The 17,611-nt window shown below is 70.3% G+C and carries 13 protein-coding genes and 2 tRNA genes; 5 read left to right on the top strand and 10 right to left on the bottom strand.

Annotated elements, in window-relative coordinates; all coding sequences use genetic code 11:
- Positions 1–51: 51 nt before the first annotated feature.
- Positions 52–128: transfer RNA gene (locus P3T35_RS03445), tRNA-Pro, on the bottom strand.
- A gap of 99 nt (positions 129–227) precedes the next feature.
- Between P3T35_RS03445 and P3T35_RS03440 the strand changes: the two genes are divergently transcribed.
- Together P3T35_RS03440 and P3T35_RS03435 are read left to right on the top strand one after the other, a co-directional pair.
- Positions 228–298: transfer RNA gene (locus P3T35_RS03440), tRNA-Gly, on the top strand.
- 148 nt (positions 299–446) lie between these two features.
- Positions 447–1,256: a DUF6348 family protein gene (locus P3T35_RS03435; RefSeq protein ID WP_101380307.1), complete on the top strand. Its 810-nt coding sequence runs from the start codon at positions 447–449 to the stop codon at positions 1,254–1,256.
- Positions 1,257–1,273: 17 nt separating this feature from the next.
- Here P3T35_RS03435 and P3T35_RS03430 read toward each other — a convergent pair whose 3' ends face one another.
- Entirely contained in the window at positions 1,274–1,471 is a 198-nt protein-coding gene (locus P3T35_RS03430; protein WP_101380308.1) for a hypothetical protein, read from the bottom strand.
- Between the two features lie 388 nt (positions 1,472–1,859).
- Positions 1,860–3,083 (bottom strand): PP2C family protein-serine/threonine phosphatase, encoded by a 1,224-nt coding sequence (locus tag P3T35_RS03425; protein WP_101380309.1) that lies wholly within the window; start codon positions 3,081–3,083, stop codon positions 1,860–1,862.
- Positions 3,084–3,318: 235 nt separating this feature from the next.
- Here P3T35_RS03425 and P3T35_RS03420 point away from each other — a divergent pair, with 235 nt between their 5' ends.
- The gene (locus P3T35_RS03420; RefSeq protein ID WP_101380310.1) at positions 3,319–4,593 is read left to right on the top strand and encodes a GNAT family N-acetyltransferase; all 1,275 of its coding nucleotides are present in this window, start codon (positions 3,319–3,321) and stop codon (positions 4,591–4,593) included.
- 48 nt (positions 4,594–4,641) lie between these two features.
- Here P3T35_RS03420 and P3T35_RS03415 read toward each other — a convergent pair whose 3' ends face one another.
- Together P3T35_RS03415 and P3T35_RS03410 are read right to left on the bottom strand one after the other, a co-directional pair.
- Positions 4,642–5,130 (bottom strand): ribose-5-phosphate isomerase, encoded by a 489-nt coding sequence (locus tag P3T35_RS03415; protein ID WP_101385000.1) that lies wholly within the window; start codon positions 5,128–5,130, stop codon positions 4,642–4,644.
- 60 nt (positions 5,131–5,190) lie between these two features.
- The gene (locus tag P3T35_RS03410; protein ID WP_101380311.1) at positions 5,191–5,793 is read right to left on the bottom strand and encodes a biotin transporter BioY; all 603 of its coding nucleotides are present in this window, start codon (positions 5,791–5,793) and stop codon (positions 5,191–5,193) included.
- 252 nt (positions 5,794–6,045) lie between these two features.
- Between P3T35_RS03410 and P3T35_RS03405 the strand changes: the two genes are divergently transcribed.
- Both P3T35_RS03405 and pepN read left to right on the top strand, forming a co-directional pair.
- The gene (locus tag P3T35_RS03405) at positions 6,046–7,437 is read left to right on the top strand and encodes an amino acid permease (protein WP_101380312.1); all 1,392 of its coding nucleotides are present in this window, start codon (positions 6,046–6,048) and stop codon (positions 7,435–7,437) included.
- Positions 7,438–7,516: 79 nt separating this feature from the next.
- Positions 7,517–10,087: an aminopeptidase N gene (pepN, locus tag P3T35_RS03400; protein WP_101380313.1), complete on the top strand. Its 2,571-nt coding sequence runs from the start codon at positions 7,517–7,519 to the stop codon at positions 10,085–10,087.
- 69 nt (positions 10,088–10,156) lie between these two features.
- Here the strand turns inward: pepN and P3T35_RS03395 are convergent, their stop codons facing one another.
- The 5 genes from P3T35_RS03395 to acnA form a co-directional block, all read right to left on the bottom strand.
- Positions 10,157–11,104 carry a carbohydrate ABC transporter permease gene (locus tag P3T35_RS03395; RefSeq protein ID WP_101380314.1) on the bottom strand — a complete coding sequence of 316 codons (948 nt, stop codon included), beginning with the start codon at positions 11,102–11,104 and terminating at the stop codon, positions 10,157–10,159.
- A 14-nt stretch (positions 11,105–11,118) separates the two neighbouring features.
- A complete protein-coding gene (locus P3T35_RS03390; protein ID WP_101380315.1) occupies positions 11,119–12,051 on the bottom strand; it encodes a sugar ABC transporter permease in 933 nt (310 codons plus the stop codon).
- 126 nt (positions 12,052–12,177) lie between these two features.
- On the bottom strand, positions 12,178–13,575 hold the full coding sequence (gene ngcE, locus P3T35_RS03385; RefSeq protein WP_101380316.1) for an N-acetylglucosamine/diacetylchitobiose ABC transporter substrate-binding protein: 1,398 nt from the start codon (positions 13,573–13,575) through the stop codon (positions 12,178–12,180).
- A gap of 370 nt (positions 13,576–13,945) precedes the next feature.
- Positions 13,946–14,641, bottom strand: a complete 696-nt coding sequence (locus P3T35_RS03380; RefSeq protein WP_101380317.1) for a maleylpyruvate isomerase family mycothiol-dependent enzyme — start codon at positions 14,639–14,641, stop codon at positions 13,946–13,948.
- A gap of 73 nt (positions 14,642–14,714) precedes the next feature.
- Positions 14,715–17,360, bottom strand: a complete 2,646-nt coding sequence (acnA, locus tag P3T35_RS03375) for an aconitate hydratase AcnA (protein WP_101380318.1) — start codon at positions 17,358–17,360, stop codon at positions 14,715–14,717.
- Positions 17,361–17,611: the final 251 nt, after the last annotated feature.

Raw genomic sequence — 17,611 nt, 5'->3', positions numbered from 1 at the left:
CGAGGGCCGGGACCACCAGCGAACCATCCTACCGGGTACCACGAAACTGGCTGGTCGGGGTGACCGGATTCGAACCGACGGCCTTCCGCTCCCAAAGCGGACGCGCTACCAAACTGCGCCACACCCCGCATTCACGCGAGAGAGAGCGTACACGGCGTCGATCGTCGGTTCGCAGATATTCGACAGCCCACCGGATCGGGTACGCTGTTCCCCGTCCACACGGACCGGCGGGTGTAGCTCAATGGTAGAGCCCTAGTCTTCCAAACTAGTCACGCGAGTTCGATTCTCGTCACCCGCTCTCGCAGCACCGACGGCCCCGGCTCCCAGCGAGCCGGGGCCGTCGGCGTTTCCGGCCCGTCGACCACCAGGCCTTCACAACTGGAACATGGCGGCTCGACCCCGCTAGCCTCGACAGACGTTCGATTGCGGTGAGGGAGGGCGGGCCGGTGGACGCCGAGCAGCGGCTGGCGGTCATACAGCGCGGTGTGGTGCGCGAAATGGCCCGCTACGACCGGGAGTTCGCCATCGACGGCGCCGTGGTGCGCGGCCCCGGGACCACCGCGGTGGCGATCCGCGAGCACGCCGGGGAGGGCGGCGGCAGCGGCCATGTGGACCTCGGGTTCGTGCTCCGGCTGGGCAGCGCCGACGCACCTGTGGTCTGGGACTGCGCGGCGGGGCTGGGCACCACCGAGACCGAGAAGCTGGACAGCGCGGTGCGGATGTGGGCCGACACCACCGCGGCCGCCGTGGTCGAACTGCTGGACCACCGGGGCCGCTACGGCGACCACCGCCGCGTCGCCGAACTGCCCGGCTGGCACGCGGTGCAGGGGCCGGCCACCGTCTTCGGGTTCCAGAGCGAGCGGTTGACCGGCTGGCTGGGCGAGCGCGAGCTGCTGCCCGCCCTGGCCCCGGCGCTGGCAGCGGAGCTGACCGACCCGCGGCTGAACGGCGTGAAGCTCTTCTTCGGCGGCCGGGACGGCGACGAGGTGGCCGAGGTCAGGGTGAACGGCACGGTCTGCCCCGCCGCCTCCCGGGCGCTGGGCGCACTGGACTGGCCGCGCGCCGAACGCTTCTGCTGGGCGCGGCTGTTCGTGCTACTGGCCGCCGAGGGCGACACCCTGGCGGCGGTGCGGACCGCCGAGGCCGAGCCGCCGCCCGTCGCCACCGCCGAGCCGGTCCGGGCCGAGGTCGATGCGCGGACCGCCCGCCGCGGCCGGCTGAGCCGCTGGTGGCAGGCCAGACGGGCGGGGCAGTAGGCCGCCCCGCCGCTGCGTCAGTTGGTCATCTTGCCGAGCGTGTTGGCGACCGAGGTCAGGAAGTCCTGGATCGGCTTCGACAGCTGGGTCGACTGGTTGAGCATGAAGCCGAAGAGCGTGGCCACGATGGCGTGCGGCCACTTGATGGACCCGGAGCGGATGAAGATGATCATCATCACGCCGAACAGGACCAGCGCAGAGACGGAGAGTGCCACCCGGACTCACTTCCTCACATGTCGTGGCGGAACGGACCACGGCCTGCCCGAAGGTCCCCGCGGCGGCACCCGTCGGCCCCAAGCACACCCGATCGCCCCCGAGTTCCGGCCAGTCCCGCCCGGACTCAGTGTGGTCGACCGTGCCGACTGCGTAAAGGACTTGCCAGTGACGCGTGCCAAAAGTCCTGCGATGTGGGACGAGTTTCCGCCGACCGAGACGATAGCCGACGGAACCTGACGGTCCGTCGGCCGGGGGTGCCCAACCGGGCCGTTCGTAGACCCACCGCCGGTTCGCGACCGCTGGGGAGATTGGCCGAAGATCACCACTGGCCATTGACATTCACTTGCGCGACCGCTTGAGCGTCAACGGGCCCGGCGCGGGCGGGCCTCAGCGGCGCCAGAGCAGCAGCACCGCGCGGTCGTCGTTGATGTCCTTGGCCACCGTCTCGATCAGCCGGCCCGCCGCACCGCCGCTGTGCTGCCCCAACTGGCCACCGGCCACCAGCCGGTCGGCCTCGCCCATCAGCCGGTCCATGCCCTCGGCCAGGTCCCGGCCCGGCGCCTCGACCATCCCGTCGGTGCAGAGCATCAGCACGTCACCGGGGCCCAGGCGGCCGCGCACGCCTTCGAACTTGGCCCCGTCGTAGAGGCCCAGCAGCGGACCCTCGGTGGCCTCCTTGCTCTCCCAGCGCCCGGCTCCGGCGAGGCGCTGCATGCCCGGCAGATGGCCGGCCGAGAGCAGCTCGTACTCCCCCGAGTCCAGGTCCAGGGCCAGGTGGACAGCGCTCGCGAAGCCCTCCTCCCAGTCCTGGCGCAGCAGGTAGCCGTTGGCCGCCGGCAGGAAGTCGTGCGGCGGCAGCGAGCCGAGCAGCCCGCCGAAGGCCCCGGAGAGCAGCAGCGCCCGGGAGCCGGCGTCCATGCCCTTGCCCGAGACGTCGGCCAGCACGACTTCCAGCATCCGCCGCCCCGGCCCGGTGCGGGCCGCCACCACGAAGTCGCCGGAGAAGGACTGGCCACCGGCCGGGCGCAGCGACATGTCGGCGTGCCAACCGGTGGGCAGGTCGGGCACCTTGCTCTGCACCTTGAGCCGCTCGCGCAGGTCGAAGAGCATCGAGCCGCCGCTGCGCCAGGGCACCCCGACCCGGCTGCGGAACTGGGCGAGCAGCAGCCCGGCCACCCCGACCGCGCCGACCACCAGGGCGGCACCGGGCGTGACCCCGAAGACATAGGCCTCCGGGCGGTCGCTGGCGGCCCGCTCACCGGTGTGGATCACCGACTCGGTGGACAGGCCGAGCGCCGCGGTGGCGTAGAGCAGCACCAGCGAGACCGGGCGCAGCAGCAGCGCGCCGGCCAGGATCGGCAGCACCAGCGCGGTGGGCGGCACCCAGGCCGGCAGCCAGACGTTGAGGGTCACCAGCAGCGGCACCAGGAGCAGCAGCACGGTGAAGGCCAGCCAGTCGGCGCCGTCGCCGCGGAAGTAGTCCACCCCGGTCCGGCGCATGGTGCGGCGGGCCCGGTAGAGGCGCTTGCGCAACCGGGCCGTCAGGGGGTCCGCGGGGGCCGCCCCGTTCGCACTCGTCTGGGGCCTGGAGCCCGGTGTGCTGCCAGCCATGGGCCCCGACCTTATCCAGCGGGAGCCGGTCGCGTCGACGGCCGTTCACCTGAGCGCCGCCGGGGCGCACGGTTTCGGCCGGGCGTACCGGGCCGCCAAAGGCTCACCAGGCGCCCTTGGGAGGCAAGTTGGGGCGCCCACGGTCCCGGGCGCGCCGGGGGTTGCGGGCCCGCGCCCGCGCGCCGCATGACCTGAAGGGCTCGCGGCACGCGTGTGCGAGTGATAGCTGTGTCATATGACACAGTCCTCGGAAGCCCGCTCCACGGAAGCACATGACGCGCTGGCCCTGCGGACGCTCAAGGCCGCCGAGTGGGACGCCTGGTACGACGCGCTGGAGGTGGCCTTCGGCGCCGACGAGAGCCCGGAGCGCCGCGGCCTGTGGCAGGCGCTGACCGAGGTCGACCGCTCGCTGGGGGTGTGGGACGGCGACATGCCGGTCGGCGGCGCCGGCGCCTACTCGTTCCGGATGGCGGTGCCGGGCGGCGCGCTGCTGCCCGCCGCCGGGGTGACCATGGTCGGGGTGCTGCCCACCCACCGGCGGCGCGGGGTGCTCACCGCGCTGATGCGCCATCAGCTGGACGAGGTGCACGAGCGCGGCGAGTCGCTGGCGGTGCTGACCGCCTCCGAGCCGGCCATCTACGGCCGCTACGGCTACGGCCTGGCCACCTGGAAGCTCGGGGTCACGGTGGAACGCTCCCGGGTCCGGGTGGAGCGGCCCGAGGACGACCGGATCCGCCTGCGGCTGACCGACCCGGCGGCGGCCTCACCGGCCTGCGAGCGGCTCTACGGCGAGCTGGTGCCGCTGCGTCCGGGGATGCTGGCCCGGCCCCCCGGCTGGGAGCGGATGCCGCTGCTGGACCCGCCGGGCGAGCGGGAGGGCCACACCCCGCTGCAGTGCGTGCTGGCCGAGGACGGCGCGGACGGCACCCTGCTCGGCTTCGCCCGCTACTCGACCCGGATGAGCTGGGAGCACGCCGGCCCGTCCGGCGACGTGCGGGTGCGCGAGGTGCTGGCGTCCGCCCCCGAGGCGCGCTCGGCGCTCTGGGCCTATCTGCTCGACCTGGACCTCACCGACACGGTGGTGGCGGCCAACCTGCCGGTCGACGATCCGCTGCTGCACCTGGTCTCCGACCCGCGGCGGCTGCGCTCGCAGCTGTCGGACGCGCTCTTCGTGCGGCTGGTGGAGGTCGGCGACGCGCTGCGCTCCCGGCACTACGCGGCGCCGGTGGACCTGGTGCTGGAGGTGGCGGACGAGTTCTGCCCGTGGAACACCGGGCGCTGGCACCTGCATGCCGCCGGGCCCGAGAAGCCGGCCGCCTGCGAGCCGACCGAGGCGCCGGCCGACCTGGCGCTCCCGGTGCGCGAGCTGGGCTCGGCGTACCTGGGCGGCGTCTCACTGGCCGCGCTGGCGGCGGCCGGGCTGGTCCGGGAGCTGCGCCCGGGGGCCCTGGCCGAGGCCTCGGCGGCGTTCGGCTGGCCGGTGGCGCCCTGGCTGCCGCACAACTTCTGACGGGCCCTGGCTGCCACTCGACTTCTGACAGCCAGGGCCCCGGGTGCCTCAGCCCTGCTGCGGGTGGTGGGCCGGGATGGGCGGCAGCTCACCGGTGGCCTCGTAGGCGTTGAGCATCTCGATCCGGCGGGTGTGCCGGGGCTCGTTGCTGTACGGGGTGGCGAGGAAGATCTCGACGAACTTGGTCGCCTCCTCGACCGTGTGCATCCGGCCGCCGATGCTGATCACATTGGCGTTGTTGTGCTCGCGGCCGAGGGCGGCGGTCTGCTCGCTCCAGGCGAGGGCGGCCCGCACGCCCTTGACCTTGTTGGCGGCGATCTGCTCGCCGTTGCCCGAGCCGCCGATCACGATGCCCAGCGCCTCCGGGTCGGCCGCGGTGCGCTCGGCGGCCCGCAGGCAGAACGGCGGGTAGTCGTCCTCGGCGTCGTAGATGTGCGGGCCGCAGTCGATCGGCTCGTGGCCGGCCTTGGTCAGCCACTCGACGAGGTGGTTCTTCAGTTCGTATCCGGCGTGGTCGGAACCCAGGTAAACGCGCATGGCCATGAGTCTGGCACGCCCCGGGCCCGGTGCCGCCGAAGCCCCCGGCACCACGTCAGGTCAGGCCCGCTTCCCCAGCAGCTTCCAGGCCAGCGGCAGCGCGCCCATCGCGACCGCCGTCTTCAGCGCGTCGCCCACCAGGTACGGGTACAGGCCCAGGTCGGCCGCCCTGGCCGGCGAGAGGTGCAGCGAGGCGGCCAGGTAGGGCACGCCGACCGCGTAGATGGCCAGGTTGCCGAGCACCATCACGCCGGCGGTGCGCAGCGGGCCGCGGTCGGCGCCGCGGCGGGCCAGCAGGCCGGTGAGCGCGGCGGCCAGCACGAAGCCCAGCACGTAGCCGAAGGAGGGCATCGCCCAGCCCGAGCTGCCCTCGGCGAACCACGGCAGGCCCGCCACGCCGGCCAGCAGGTAGACGGCGAGCGCGGCGGCGCCCCGGCGGGCCCCGAGGGCGGTGCCGACCAGCAGCGCGGCGAAGGTCTGCCCGGTGACGGGGACCGGCGAGCCGGGGACGGGGACGGAGAGCTGCGCGGCCAGGCCGGTGAGCGCGGCACCGCCGCCGACCAGGGCCAGCTCGCGCAGAGCTGCGCCGAGCCGGCTGTCGGCGGCGGGCAGCAGGTCGGCCAGCACCGGGCGGGACGTGAGCGGGGCGGCGGCAAGGGCCATCGGAGCCTCCAAACGGTTGAATCAGTAAACGTTCGCGAACTTACGCTTCCCGATCTTGAGTTTCGATACCACTATCGACAAAGCCGATCCGCCTTCGCTTGTGAGGTTCATACCGGCCGTTTCACTATCCAGACACGGCCACCTACGCTCCGCAGTGTGGTGGTCCGGATTCTGGGCGGAGCTTCGCGATGCCGTCGACACTCCCGCATATTGGGACGGGTCGTCCGCTATACGAGCGTCTGGATACCCGCGATGAGCACTGTCACCGCACCGCCGAAGGCCCCTGCGGCCTCGGGCGCCCCACAGCTGAGCCATGGCCTGAAGCAGCGTCACCTCTCGATGATCGCCCTCGGCGGCGTCATCGGCGCCGGCCTCTTCGTCGGCTCGGGCGCGGGCATCGCGGCGGCCGGCCCCGGCATCATCCTGGCCTTCACGGCGGCCGGCCTGCTGGTCATGCTGGTCATGCGGATGCTGGGCGAGATGTCCGCCGCCCATCCGGCCTCCGGCTCCTTCTCGGTGCACGCCGAGCGTGAGATCGGCCCCTGGGCGGGCGTGACCGCCGGGTGGATGTACTGGGTGATGCTCTGCTGCGGCGTCGCGGCGGAGGCCACGGCGGCCGGCTCGATCATGAACTCCTGGATCCCCGACGTGGCCGGCTGGGCCTGGGTCGCGGTCTTCATGACGTTCTTCTGCGCCAGCAACCTGACCGCGGTGAAGAACTTCGGCGAGTTCGAGTTCTGGTTCGCGGCCGTCAAGATCACCGCGATCGTCGCCTTCCTGGTGCTCGGCGTGCTGGGCGTCACCGGCGTCATCGGCCACGGCGCACCGGGTGCGGCCAACCTGACCGGGCACGGCGGGTTCCTGCCGCACGGCGCGAGCGGCCTGATCACCGGCCTGCTCGCCTCGGTGTTCGCCTACGGCGGCCTGGAGACCGTGACCATCGCGGCGGCGGAGTCCGACGACCCGCGCCGCAACGTGGCCAACGCAGTGCGCACGGCGGTCTGGCGGATCGCCCTCTTCTACATCGGCTCGATGGCCCTGGTGGTCACCCTGGTGCCGTGGAACAACCCCGACGTGGTCAAGCTGGGCCCGTATGTGACGGTCCTCCAGCTGCTGAACGTCCCCGGCGCGGCCGTCGTCATGAAGGCCGTGGTCCTGATCGCCCTGCTGAGCGCGATGAACGCCAACATCTACGGCTCCTCCCGGATGGCCTTCTCGCTGGTCGCCCGCGGCCAGGGCCCCAAGGCGCTGGCGAAGGTGAGCGGCGGCGTGCCGCGCCTGGCGGTGCTGGCCTCCTGCGGCTTCGGCTTCGCCGCCGTGCTGGCCGGCTACTGGTGGCCCGACACCGTGTTCACCTGGCTGATGAACACCACCGGCGTGGCCATCCTGGTGGTCTGGCTCTTCATCGGCGTCACCCAGCTGCGGATGCGCCGCCGCCTGGAGCGCGAGGTGCCCGAGCTGCTGACCGTGAAGATGTGGGGCTACCCGTACCTGACCTGGCTGGCGATCGCCGGCGTGGTCACCCTGCTCGGCCTGATGACGACGACGGCCGGCAACCGCGACCAGCTCTACGCCGCCGGCGTGCTGGTGGCCGGGCTGAGCGCGGTCGGATACTGGCGCCAGCGGCGCGCCCAGAGCGCGTGAAAAGATGCGGGAGGGGGCAGGACCTGCTCCTCCACACCTTCTGCACAGCACCGTGCGAGTCGGACAAAGGAGTACCGCAGTGCCGGGCAAGAACCTCAGTCGCGACGAAGCTCAGCAGCGTGCGAGCCTCCTCAGTGTGCACGGTTACGAGGTCCACCTCGATGTGACCAGCGCACCGGACGCCGACGCGGCGACCTTCCGCTCCACCACCACCATCCGCTTCAGCTGCACCACGCCGGGCGCCGGCAGCTTCGCCGACCTGCTGGCGCCGAGCGTGCGGGCCGCCACCCTGAACGGGCGCCGGCTCGACCCGGCCGCCGTGTTCGACGGCGCCCGGGTGGCGCTGGAGGGGCTGGAGGCCGAGAACGTCCTGGTGGTGGACGCCGACTGCGCGTACAGCCGGACCGGTGAGGGCCTGCACCGCTTCACCGACCCGGCCGACGGGGAGACCTACCTCTACACCCACTACGAGCCGGCCGAGGCCCGCCGGGTGTTCGCCAACTTCGAGCAGCCCGACCTCAAGGCGCCCTACCGGTTCACCGTGACCGCGCCGGCGGCCTGGGACGTCTACAGCAACGCGGCCGAGGAGTCGGTCGCCGAGCAGGACGGCGCCAAGGTCTGGCGGTTCCTGGAGACCAAGCCGATCTCCACCTATCTGACCGCCGTGGTGGCCGGCCCGTACCACGTGGCCCGGGACCACTGGAGCCGCGAACTGCCGGACGGCTCCACGCTGGAGATCCCGCTGGCCGCCACCTGCCGCAAGTCGCTGGCGCCGCACTTCGACGCCGAGGAGATCTTCGAAGTCACCAAGCAGGGCCTGGACTTCTTCCACGAGGAGTTCCAGTACCCGTACCCGTTCGGCAAGTACGACCAGTGCTTCGTGCCGGAGTACAACATCGGGGCGATGGAGAACCCGGGCTGCGTGACCTTCAAGGAGGACTTCGTCTTCCGCTCCCGGGTCACCGAGGCCGCCTACGAGAACCGGGCCAACGTCGTCCTGCACGAGATGGCGCACATGTGGTTCGGCGACCTGGTCACCATGAAGTGGTGGGACGACCTGTGGCTCAAGGAGTCGTTCGCCGACTTCATGGGCTCGTTCGGGCAGCAGGAGGCCACCAAGTACCAGGCCGCCTGGGTGACCTTCGCCAACCAGCGCAAGGCCTGGGCGTACCGGCAGGACCAGTACCCGACCACCCACCCGATCACCGCCGACATCCGCGACGTCGAGGACGCCAAGCTCAACTTCGACGGGATCACCTACGCCAAGGGCGCCGCGGTGCTCAAGCAACTGGTCGCCTACGCCGGCCGGGACGCCTTCTTCGAGGGCGCCCGCCGCTACTTCCAGCAGCACGCCTTCGGCAACACCGTGCTCGGCGACCTGCTGGAGGTGCTGGCCGTCACCTCCGGGCGCGGTGAGCAGGCGATGGCCGAGTGGTCGGCGGCGTGGCTGCAGACCGCCGGCGTCAACTCGCTGACCCCGCAGGTCACGGTGGACGCCGAGGGCCGGATCACCGAGCTGGCGATCGAGCAGGGCGGCGAGGTACTGCGCCCGCACCGGATCGCGGTCGGCCTGTACGACCGCGAGGCGGACGGCGCCCTGGTGCGCACCGCCCGCTTCGAACTGGACGTCACCGGGGCCCGCAGCGCGGTCGCCGAGGCGGCCGGCCGCCCGCGCCCGGCGCTGATCCTGGTCAACGACGACGACCTGACGTACTGCAAGATCCGCTTCGACGCCGACTCGCTGGCCACCCTGCGCAGCTCGCTCGGCGACATCCGCGAACCCCTGGCCCGGGCACTGGCCTGGTCCGCCAGCTGGAACATGACCCGGGACGGGCTGCTGCCAGCCCGCGACTACCTCGACCTGGTGGTGCGGTTCGCCGGTTCGGAGTCGGACATCGGCGTGCTGCAGACCCTGCACGCCCAGGCCAAGAGCGCCCTGGAGGTCTTCGCCGACCCCGGCTACCGGGCCGAGGGCGGCCGGCTGCTGGCCGAGAGCGCGCTGCGCGAGCTGCGCGACGCGGCCCCGGGCAGCGACCGGCAGCTGGCCTGGGCGCGGTTCCTGGCCGCCACCGCGCAGAGCGAGGCGGAGTTCCAGCTGCTGGAGGGGCTGCTCGCCGGCAGCGCCCGGATCGACGGCCTGGAGGTGGACCAGGACCTGCGCTGGTCGCTGTGGATCGCGCTGGCCACCGCCGGTCGGGCCACCGTGGAGCAGTTGGACGCCGAGCTGAAGCGGGACCACACCGCCAGCGGCAGCCAGAAGGCCACCCAGGCGCTGGCCGCCCGGCCGACCGCGGCGGCCAAGGCGGCGGCCTGGTCGGCGGTGGCCGACTCGGACCAGCTGCCCAACGCCATGGTCGGCGCGCAGACCGCCGGCTTCCAGCAGGCCGGACAGCGCGAGCTGACCGCGCCCTACACCGCGCGCTACTTCGAGCTGCTGGAGTCCATCTGGGCCGAGCGCAGCATCGAGATCGCGATCCGGTTCGTCGGCGGGTTCTTCCCGCGGCTGCAGACCGACGAGGCCACGCTGGCCGCGACCGACGCATGGCTGACGGAGCACCAGCAGGCCGCGCCGGCGCTGCGCCGCCTGGTGCTGGAGTGCCGGGACGAGCTGGCCCGGGCGCTGCGGGCGCAGGCGGCCGACCGCGGCTGATCCTCCGCAAGCGCGAAGCGCCTCCACCCGCCGCGGGTGGAGGCGCTTCGGCGTCTGCCGGTGCCCGGGCTATTTGAGCGTGGCCGAGGTGAGCCCCGCCTGCACCTGCCGCTGGAAGGACAGGTAGACCACCAGCACCGGCAGCATGGCGATGGTCATGCCGGCGAACAGGCCGGGGAAGTCGCTGGCGTAGCCGCTCTGCAGGGCCAGGTTCATCAGGCCCTGGGCGAGCATCGAGTGGTCCGGGTCGGAGCTGTTCTGCTGCTGCATCAGGGTGACCGGCAGCAGGTACTGGTTCCACTGCCCGAGCACATTGAAGATGAAGACGCTGATCAGACCGGACTTGGCCATCGGCACCATCACCTGGAAGAACGCCCGGGTGTGCGAGCAGCCGTCGATCATCGCCGCCTCGTGCACCGCGGTCGGCAGCGAGCGGAAGAAGGCGTAGAGGAAGAACACGGTGAACGGCAGCGAGTAGGCCGTGTAGACCAGGATCAGGCCGAGGTAGCTGTTGAGGCCGAGCAGCGGGCTGATCTGGCCGAGGTTCTTCACCATGAAGAACAGCGGCACCAGCGCGAGGTAGACCGGGAACATCGCGCCGGCCACGAAGAAGTAGTAGATGACGCGGTTGCCGGGGAACTCGTAGCGGGCCAGCACATAGGCCGCCATCGCGCCGAGCAGCATCGTCAGGGTGAGCGAACCGACCAGCACGATCACGGTGTTGGCGAAGAAGCCGCCGATGCCCTTGTCCCAGGCCCGGGCGAACGCGTCGAAGTGCCAGCTGCTGGGCCAGGTCCAGGCGCTGCCGCCGATCTGGGCGTTGGTCTTGAAGGAGCCGAGCACGATCCAGACCAGCGGACCGATGATCATCAGCGCCCAGATGGCCAGGAAGCCGTGCGAGAAGACGTTGAGGACGCCGCCGCCGTCCGCGAAGCGCTGCGCCTGGCTCGGTCGGCGCGGCTGGTCGGTGCCGCGCTGGGCCGGAACGGTGCCGGTCGCCTCGGAGTGGATGGTCATGTGCCGTGCCCCGCTCAGAACTCGATCTTCTCGCGCCGGGTCACCCGGAGCGCGACGACGGACAGGATGAGGGTGAGGAAGAAGATCACCACACCCATGGCACAGGCGTAGCCCGCCTTGCCGTAGGTGATGAAGTTGCGCATCAGCAGGGTCGACAGGACCTCGCTGTGGTAGTCCGGGCCGCCGCCGTAGAACTTGCCCGGGGTCATGGTGGAGACCAGCGCGAAGCAGTCCATGGCCGCGATCGCCAGGTACACCCAGGCGGTCTGGACGGTCTCCCAGAGCAGCGGCAGGGTGATCTTGAAGAAGGTCTGCCCGCGCTTGGCGCCGTCCAGCAGCGCGGCCTCGTAGATGTCCTTGGGCACCGACTGCATGGCGGCGGAGAACAGCACCAGATAGAAGCCGACGCCGGACCAGATCAGCACCCCGACCACGCACCACAGGCCGAGGTTGGGGTCGGAGAGCCACTGCCAGGGCTTGTTCGGGTCCTCCACGCCCAGCTTGACCAGCACGCCGTTCAACAGGCCGCCCTGGTCGGTGCGGTAGACGCCCTGGAAGAGCACCGAGAGGATGGCGACCGACAGCACCTGCGGGAAGAAGAAGACCACCTTGTAGAAGCCGGCCCCGCGCACCCCCTGCACGCCCCCGGTGCCGCCCCGGCCGCCGACGTTGAGCATGAAGGCGAAGAACAGCGCCAGCAGGATGGTGGCGAGCGGCAGCACCACCAGCAGCAGCAGGTTGTGCTCCAGTGCCAGGACGAACACGTTGTCGCTGAACAGCGTGGCGTAGTTGCGCAGCCCGATGAAGTTCATCTGCTGCGAGGCCCCGGACCAGTCGGTCAGGGAGTACCCGAAGGTCTGCAGATACGGCCAGATGACCAGTAGTACGTAGAGCGCGACGGGGACGATGAGGAACCCCACGATGAAGGGGTACTTCCGGTGACGCATCAACTGCTCCTGTCCGCCACGGCCTGTGCCAGACAGGCTCGGTAGGGCGTGGCAACCGGTTCGCGGCCAGGCACCGGGGCCGTGCGGCCGGTCCCGGTGTCCCGCCTGCCTTCAACTCGACTGCGGTCAGACCTTCTTGGACGTGGCGGCCTTGCATCGGGCCACCCACTGCTGCGGGGTGATCCGGCTGTTGACCAGGTCGGTGGTGGCGTTCTCCATCTCGGTCTCGAACGCCGTCTGCAGGTCCGCGTAGGTGTAGTTGAAGGTGTTGCTGCCGGCCGCGCTGACCGCCTGTGCGGAGGACTTGGTGCCGGGCTTGAGCACCACGTCGGGACCGATGCCGTCCTTCAGCACGGTCAGCGAGTTGGCCGCGGCGGCGAACTTGCCGGAGCCCTCCTTGGTCAGCATGAGCCGCAGGAACTCCAGGCCGCCGGCCTGGTTCTTCGCCTTCGCCGGCACGATGAACGGCTCACCGGCACCGGCCCGCACGGCGTTCTGCGGCATCTTGTCGCCCGCGAGCGAGGGGACCGGCAGGAACGCCATGTCGAAGTCGGCCGGGGTGACCTTGATCATCTCGTTCTCCAGCCAGGAGCCGCACGGGATGAACGCGGCCTTGCCCTGGCACCAGGCGGTCTGCGACTCCGTGTGGGTCATCCCGTTGGTGCCCGGGAGCAGGTAGTCCTTCTGCATGATCTGGAAGAACGCGGAGACGCCGGCCAGCACCGCCGGGTCGTCGAACGCGGTCGGGTCCAGCGCGTCGATCCGCTTCACCAGGTCCGGGCCGGCCTGCTTGGCGACCAGGTCCATGATCAGGTAGTTGGCGTAGTACGGGTACTTGCCCTGGTGGCAGAAGGGCGCGATGCCGGCCGCCTTGATGGTGGCGCAGAGCGTGAGGAAGTCGTCCCAGGTCTTGGGCGGGGTCCAGCCCTTGTCCTTGAACAGCTTGTTGGAGTACCAGAGGCCGTAGACCGTGTAGACGTAGTTGAGCGAGTACATCTTGCCGTCGATGGTGCCCTGGTCGATGGTGCCGGGCAGCAGCACATCGCGGATCTTCTGGCTCGGGTTGTCCAGGTACGGCGCGTCCAGCAGCACGGTCAGGTCGGTCAGCTGGCCGGCCTTCTCCAGCACGTCGAGCCGCATCGCCTGGGCGCCCGAGTCGTCGACCACGTCCGGCGGGTTGCCCGCGTTGAACCGGGGCTGCAGCTTGGGGCTGATGTCCTGGGTACCCAGGTGGCTGACGCTGGCGCCGCTGTAGCTCTTCTTGTACATGTCCTCGAAGGCCCTGGCGTAGTCGTCGCCGTAGCCGCCCTTGAAGATCACGACGTCCAGCGGGTCGCTCGACTTGACCCCGAACGGGTTGGTCGCGCTGCCACTGCCGCTCGGCGCGGCGCCCTTGTTGTCGCTGCTGCCGCCACCCCCGGCAGCACACGCGGCGAGCAGCGGACTGCTGCCGGCCGCAAGGACGGTGACCGCGGCCGCGCGCTTGAAGATGTCGCGGCGGTTGTACTCAGTTGCAGAGCCCATGGGTGCCCTAACCCCTCAGTGTCCTGGTGATGCGGAGGTGAACCGGTGTCCGCCCCGAAACCGTTATCTGATGGCCAATCAACTCCCGCCCCTCATCGACATGTTGGCCATCGCCAACGGCGCCGGTCAGAGGGGGTGCGGTCGATGGGCAAAGGTATAGTCCAGTGTTCATCCGGCGGCAATAGTCTCCCCACCGGCAGCACCTTCTGGCACTCAAAGCGTTGCCGGCGGTGCAGCATGTGCAATGTTCAGGAAGCCTGCATATTTCAGCCGGCCAGCTGAATCATGCCCGCGGAGAGGGAGATTAGCGCGGTACTGCTTGAACGAACATAGAAATGCGCAGTTTCGTGCAGACAACGACGAAGGTCGCTCAGACCTGGATGCCTTTGGACATACCCCGGCGGTGCGGGCGGTCACCTGCGACTTCCTGGGAGGGCATCCGCTCGGTGACGATCTCCACCCCGTCGCCGCTGAGCGCGGCCAGCCCGGCCGGACGCCCGGTGATCACCAGCAGCAGGTCCAGCATCGGTCCGCGCACCTCGGGCCCCTCGCCCGCCGACCAGTCGGTGTCGGTCGCCGTCAGCTTCAGGCCTGCCACCCGCTTCTTGCCGCCGATCAGGAAGTTGGAGCGGCGGTAGAAGTCGGCGCAGGTGGTCAGCGCCGCCATCGGGTACTCATGGACGATGCCCAGCGGGCGCCGGATGTCCTCGGCGTGCACCACCGTCTCGCCGAGCCAGGTTGCGTCCGGTCCGCGCGGGTGCTCCACCGAGTCGACCAGCATCTCGAACGCCTTCACCGTGGCGGACGGCCGGCCTCGGGTGAACTCATGGATGTCCCGGTCGGTCATCCGCTGGAAGTTGAACCGCGCCTTGACCGCCTTGCGCACGAAATCGGCCTGCGTCAGCCGGGCGGTGGCCGCCAGGTGTGCCAGCACGTCGCGCACCGTGCGGCCCGCGCAGAGCGACATCACCGTCCACTGCGCGGGGGCCAGCTGCCGCACGTCCTCGAGCAGCGCGCGCCGCTCGGCGTGGATCACCGGCCAGAGGTCCTCGGAACTGGCGTCCATATGTCCGGAATAGCACAGACCGCGCTCCCCCACCTGGGGAGAGCGCGGTCCGCGGGTACTACGGGGTGCCTGCTCAGCCGATCAGGCTGCGCAGCACGTACTGCAGGATGCCGCCGTTGCGGTAGTAATCCGCCTCACCGGGGGTGTCGATGCGGACCACCGCGTCGAACTCGACATCGCCCGCCTTGACCTTGACGGTCTTCGGGGTGCGCCCCTCGTTCAGCTCGGTCACGCCGGTGATGGAGAAGGTCTCCTCGCCGGTCAGGCCCAGGCTGTCGGCGGTCTGGCCCTCGGGGAACTGCAGCGGCAGCACGCCCATGCCGATCAGGTTGGAGCGGTGGATGCGCTCGTAGGACTCGGCGATGACGGCCTTGACGCCGAGCAGCGCGGTGCCCTTGGCCGCCCAGTCACGGGACGAGCCGGAGCCGTACTCCTTGCCGGCCAGGACGACCAGCGGGATGCCGGCGGCCTGGTAGTTCTGCGAGGCGTCGTAGATGAACGACACCGGGCCCTCGGTCTGGGTGAAGTCGCGGGTGTAGCCGCCCTCGGTGCCCGGCGCGATCTGGTTGCGCAGGCGGATGTTGGCGAAGGTGCCGCGGATCATCACCTCGTGGTTGCCACGGCGCGAGCCGTACGAGTTGAAGTCGCGCTTCTCCACACCGTGCTCGGTCAGGTACTGCGCGGCCGGGGTGCCGGCCTTGATGTTGCCCGCCGGGGAGATGTGGTCGGTGGTGACCGAGTCGCCCAGCTTGGCCAGCACCCGGGCGCCGGCGATGTCCTGCACCGGGCTCGGGGTCTTGGCCATGCCCTCGAAGTACGGGGGCTTGCGGACGTAGGTGGACTCGGCGTCCCACTCGAAGGTGTTGCCGGTCGGGATCGGCAGCGACTGCCAGCGCTGGTCGCCGGCGAAGACGTCCGCGTAGTCCCGGGTGAACATGTCCTGGTCGATGGAGGTGGCGACCACCTCGGCCACCTCCTGCTCCGTCGGCCAGATGTCGGCGAGGAAGACGTCGTTGCCGTCGGCGTCCTGGCCCAGCGCGTCGCGGGTGATGTCGACGTTCATGTTGCCGGCCAGGGCGTAGGCGACCACCAGCGGCGGGGAGGCCAGGTAGTTCATCTTGACGTCCGGGTTGATCCGGCCCTCGAAGTTGCGGTTGCCGGAGAGCACCGACACCACGGCGAGGTCGGCCTCGTTGACCGCGGCGGAGACCTCCTCGGGCAGCGGGCCCGAGTTGCCGATGCAGGTCACGCAGCCGTAGCCGACCAGGTTGAAGCCCAGCTTCTCCATGTACGGGAGCAGGCCGGCCTTCTCGTAGTAGCCCATGACGACCTTGGACCCGGGGGCCAGGGTGGTCTTGACCCACGGCTTGACCTGCAGGCCCTTCTCCACGGCCTTCTTCGCCAGCAGGGCGGCGCCCAGCATGACGGAGGGGTTGGAGGTGTTGGTGCAGGAGGTGATCGAGGCGATCACCACGGCGCCGTTGTCGATCTGGTACGACGAACCGTCGGGGGCGGTGACGGTGGTCGGCTTGGAGGCCTCGGCGGAGTAGGTCGGCAGCGCCTCGGTGAACTTGGCGGCGGCCTCGGCCAGCACGACGCGGTCCTGCGGACGCTTCGGGCCGGCGATCGACGGGACCACGGTGGCCAGGTCCAGCTCCAGGTACTCGGAGTAGACCGGCTCCTTGGCCGCGTCGTGCCAGAGACCCTGCTCCTTGGCGTACGCCTCGACCAGGGCGAGCTGCTGCTCGTCACGGCCGGTGAGCTTCAGGTAGTTGATGGTCTCGTTGTCGATCGGGAAGATCGCGCAGGTCGAGCCGAACTCCGGCGACATGTTGCCGATGGTGGCGCGGTTGGCCAGCGGGATGGCGCTGACGCCGGCACCGTAGAACTCGACGAACTTGCCGACCACACCGTGCTCGCGGAGCATCTCGGTGATGGTGAGCACCAGGTCGGTGGCGGTGGCACCGGCCGGCAGCTGGCCGTTCAGCTTGAAGCCGACCACGCGCGGGATCAGCATCGATACCGGCTGGCCGAGCATCGCGGCCTCGGCCTCGATGCCGCCGACGCCCCAGCCGAGCACACCGAGGCCGTTGACCATGGTGGTGTGCGAGTCGGTGCCGACGCAGGTGTCGGGGTAGGCCTGGCCGCCGCGGACCATGATGGTGCGGGCCAGGTGCTCGATGTTCACCTGGTGCACGATGCCGGTGCCGGGCGGGACCACCTTGAACTCGTCGAAGGCGGTCTGGCCCCAGCGCAGGAACTGGTAGCGCTCCTTGTTGCGGCCGTACTCGATCTCGACGTTCTGGGTGAACGCGTCCTTGGTGCCGAACTTGTCGGCGATCACCGAGTGGTCGATGACCAGCTCGGCCGGGGCCAGCGGGTTGATCTTGGCCGGGTCGCCGCCCAGCTCCTTGACCGCCTCACGCATGGTGGCGAGGTCCACCACGCAGGGCACGCCGGTGAAGTCCTGCATGATCACGCGGGCCGGCGTGAACTGGATCTCCTGGCTCGGCGCGGCGTTCGGGTCCCAGCCGCCGAGAGCCCGGATGTGGTCGGCGGTGATGTTGGCGCCGTCCTCGGTGCGGAGCAGGTTCTCCAGCAGCACCTTGAGGCTGTACGGCAGCCGCTCGGAACCCTCGACGGCGGAGAGCTTGAAGATCTCGTATGACTCGTCGCCCACCTGCAGCGAGCTGCGGGCGTCGAAGCTGTTCGCGGACACGACTGACTCCTTCTAGGTACTTCGTGCAGCACGTGGGGGTCCGGGGGACCACACGAGGAAGCCCGGGGATCGCCTCTCGGCAAGTATCTTGATGTCGAGATAAATCATAGCCTCAAGTTATCTCGATGTCGAGATAAACCATAGTGCATGCACCGACTGAGAGTGACGTCGGGCACCCCCCGGCGCGCCTCGGCGAAGTCTGTGAAGCCACCCCTAACGCGACCGCTCCCCGCCTACGCCCGGGAGGTGCT

Origin of the sequence: Kitasatospora sp. GP30 (assembly GCF_029892145.1) — a bacterium.
Taxonomy (GTDB): Bacteria; Actinomycetota; Actinomycetes; order Streptomycetales; family Streptomycetaceae; genus Kitasatospora; species Kitasatospora acidiphila.
Note: the sequence above shows the minus strand (reverse complement) of the source record. Positions and strands in the feature narration are given on the sequence as shown.

Excerpts from the sequence above, each read along its gene's own strand:
- P3T35_RS03395 (WP_101380314.1), bottom strand. The coding sequence starts at position 11,104 with ATGACCATCCACTCCGAGGCGACCGGCACCGTTCCGGCCCAGCGCGGC.
- ngcE (WP_101380316.1), bottom strand. The coding sequence starts at position 13,575 with ATGGGCTCTGCAACTGAGTACAACCGCCGCGACATCTTCAAGCGCGCG.
- P3T35_RS03420 (WP_101380310.1), top strand. The coding sequence starts at position 3,319 with ATGACACAGTCCTCGGAAGCCCGCTCCACGGAAGCACATGACGCGCTG.
- P3T35_RS03380 (WP_101380317.1), bottom strand. The coding sequence starts at position 14,641 with ATGGACGCCAGTTCCGAGGACCTCTGGCCGGTGATCCACGCCGAGCGG.
- P3T35_RS03415 (WP_101385000.1), bottom strand. The coding sequence starts at position 5,130 with ATGCGCGTTTACCTGGGTTCCGACCACGCCGGATACGAACTGAAGAAC.
- P3T35_RS03410 (WP_101380311.1), bottom strand. The coding sequence starts at position 5,793 with ATGGCCCTTGCCGCCGCCCCGCTCACGTCCCGCCCGGTGCTGGCCGAC.
- P3T35_RS03405 (WP_101380312.1), top strand. The coding sequence starts at position 6,046 with ATGAGCACTGTCACCGCACCGCCGAAGGCCCCTGCGGCCTCGGGCGCC.
- P3T35_RS03425 (WP_101380309.1), bottom strand. The coding sequence starts at position 3,083 with ATGGCTGGCAGCACACCGGGCTCCAGGCCCCAGACGAGTGCGAACGGG.
- P3T35_RS03390 (WP_101380315.1), bottom strand. The coding sequence starts at position 12,051 with ATGCGTCACCGGAAGTACCCCTTCATCGTGGGGTTCCTCATCGTCCCC.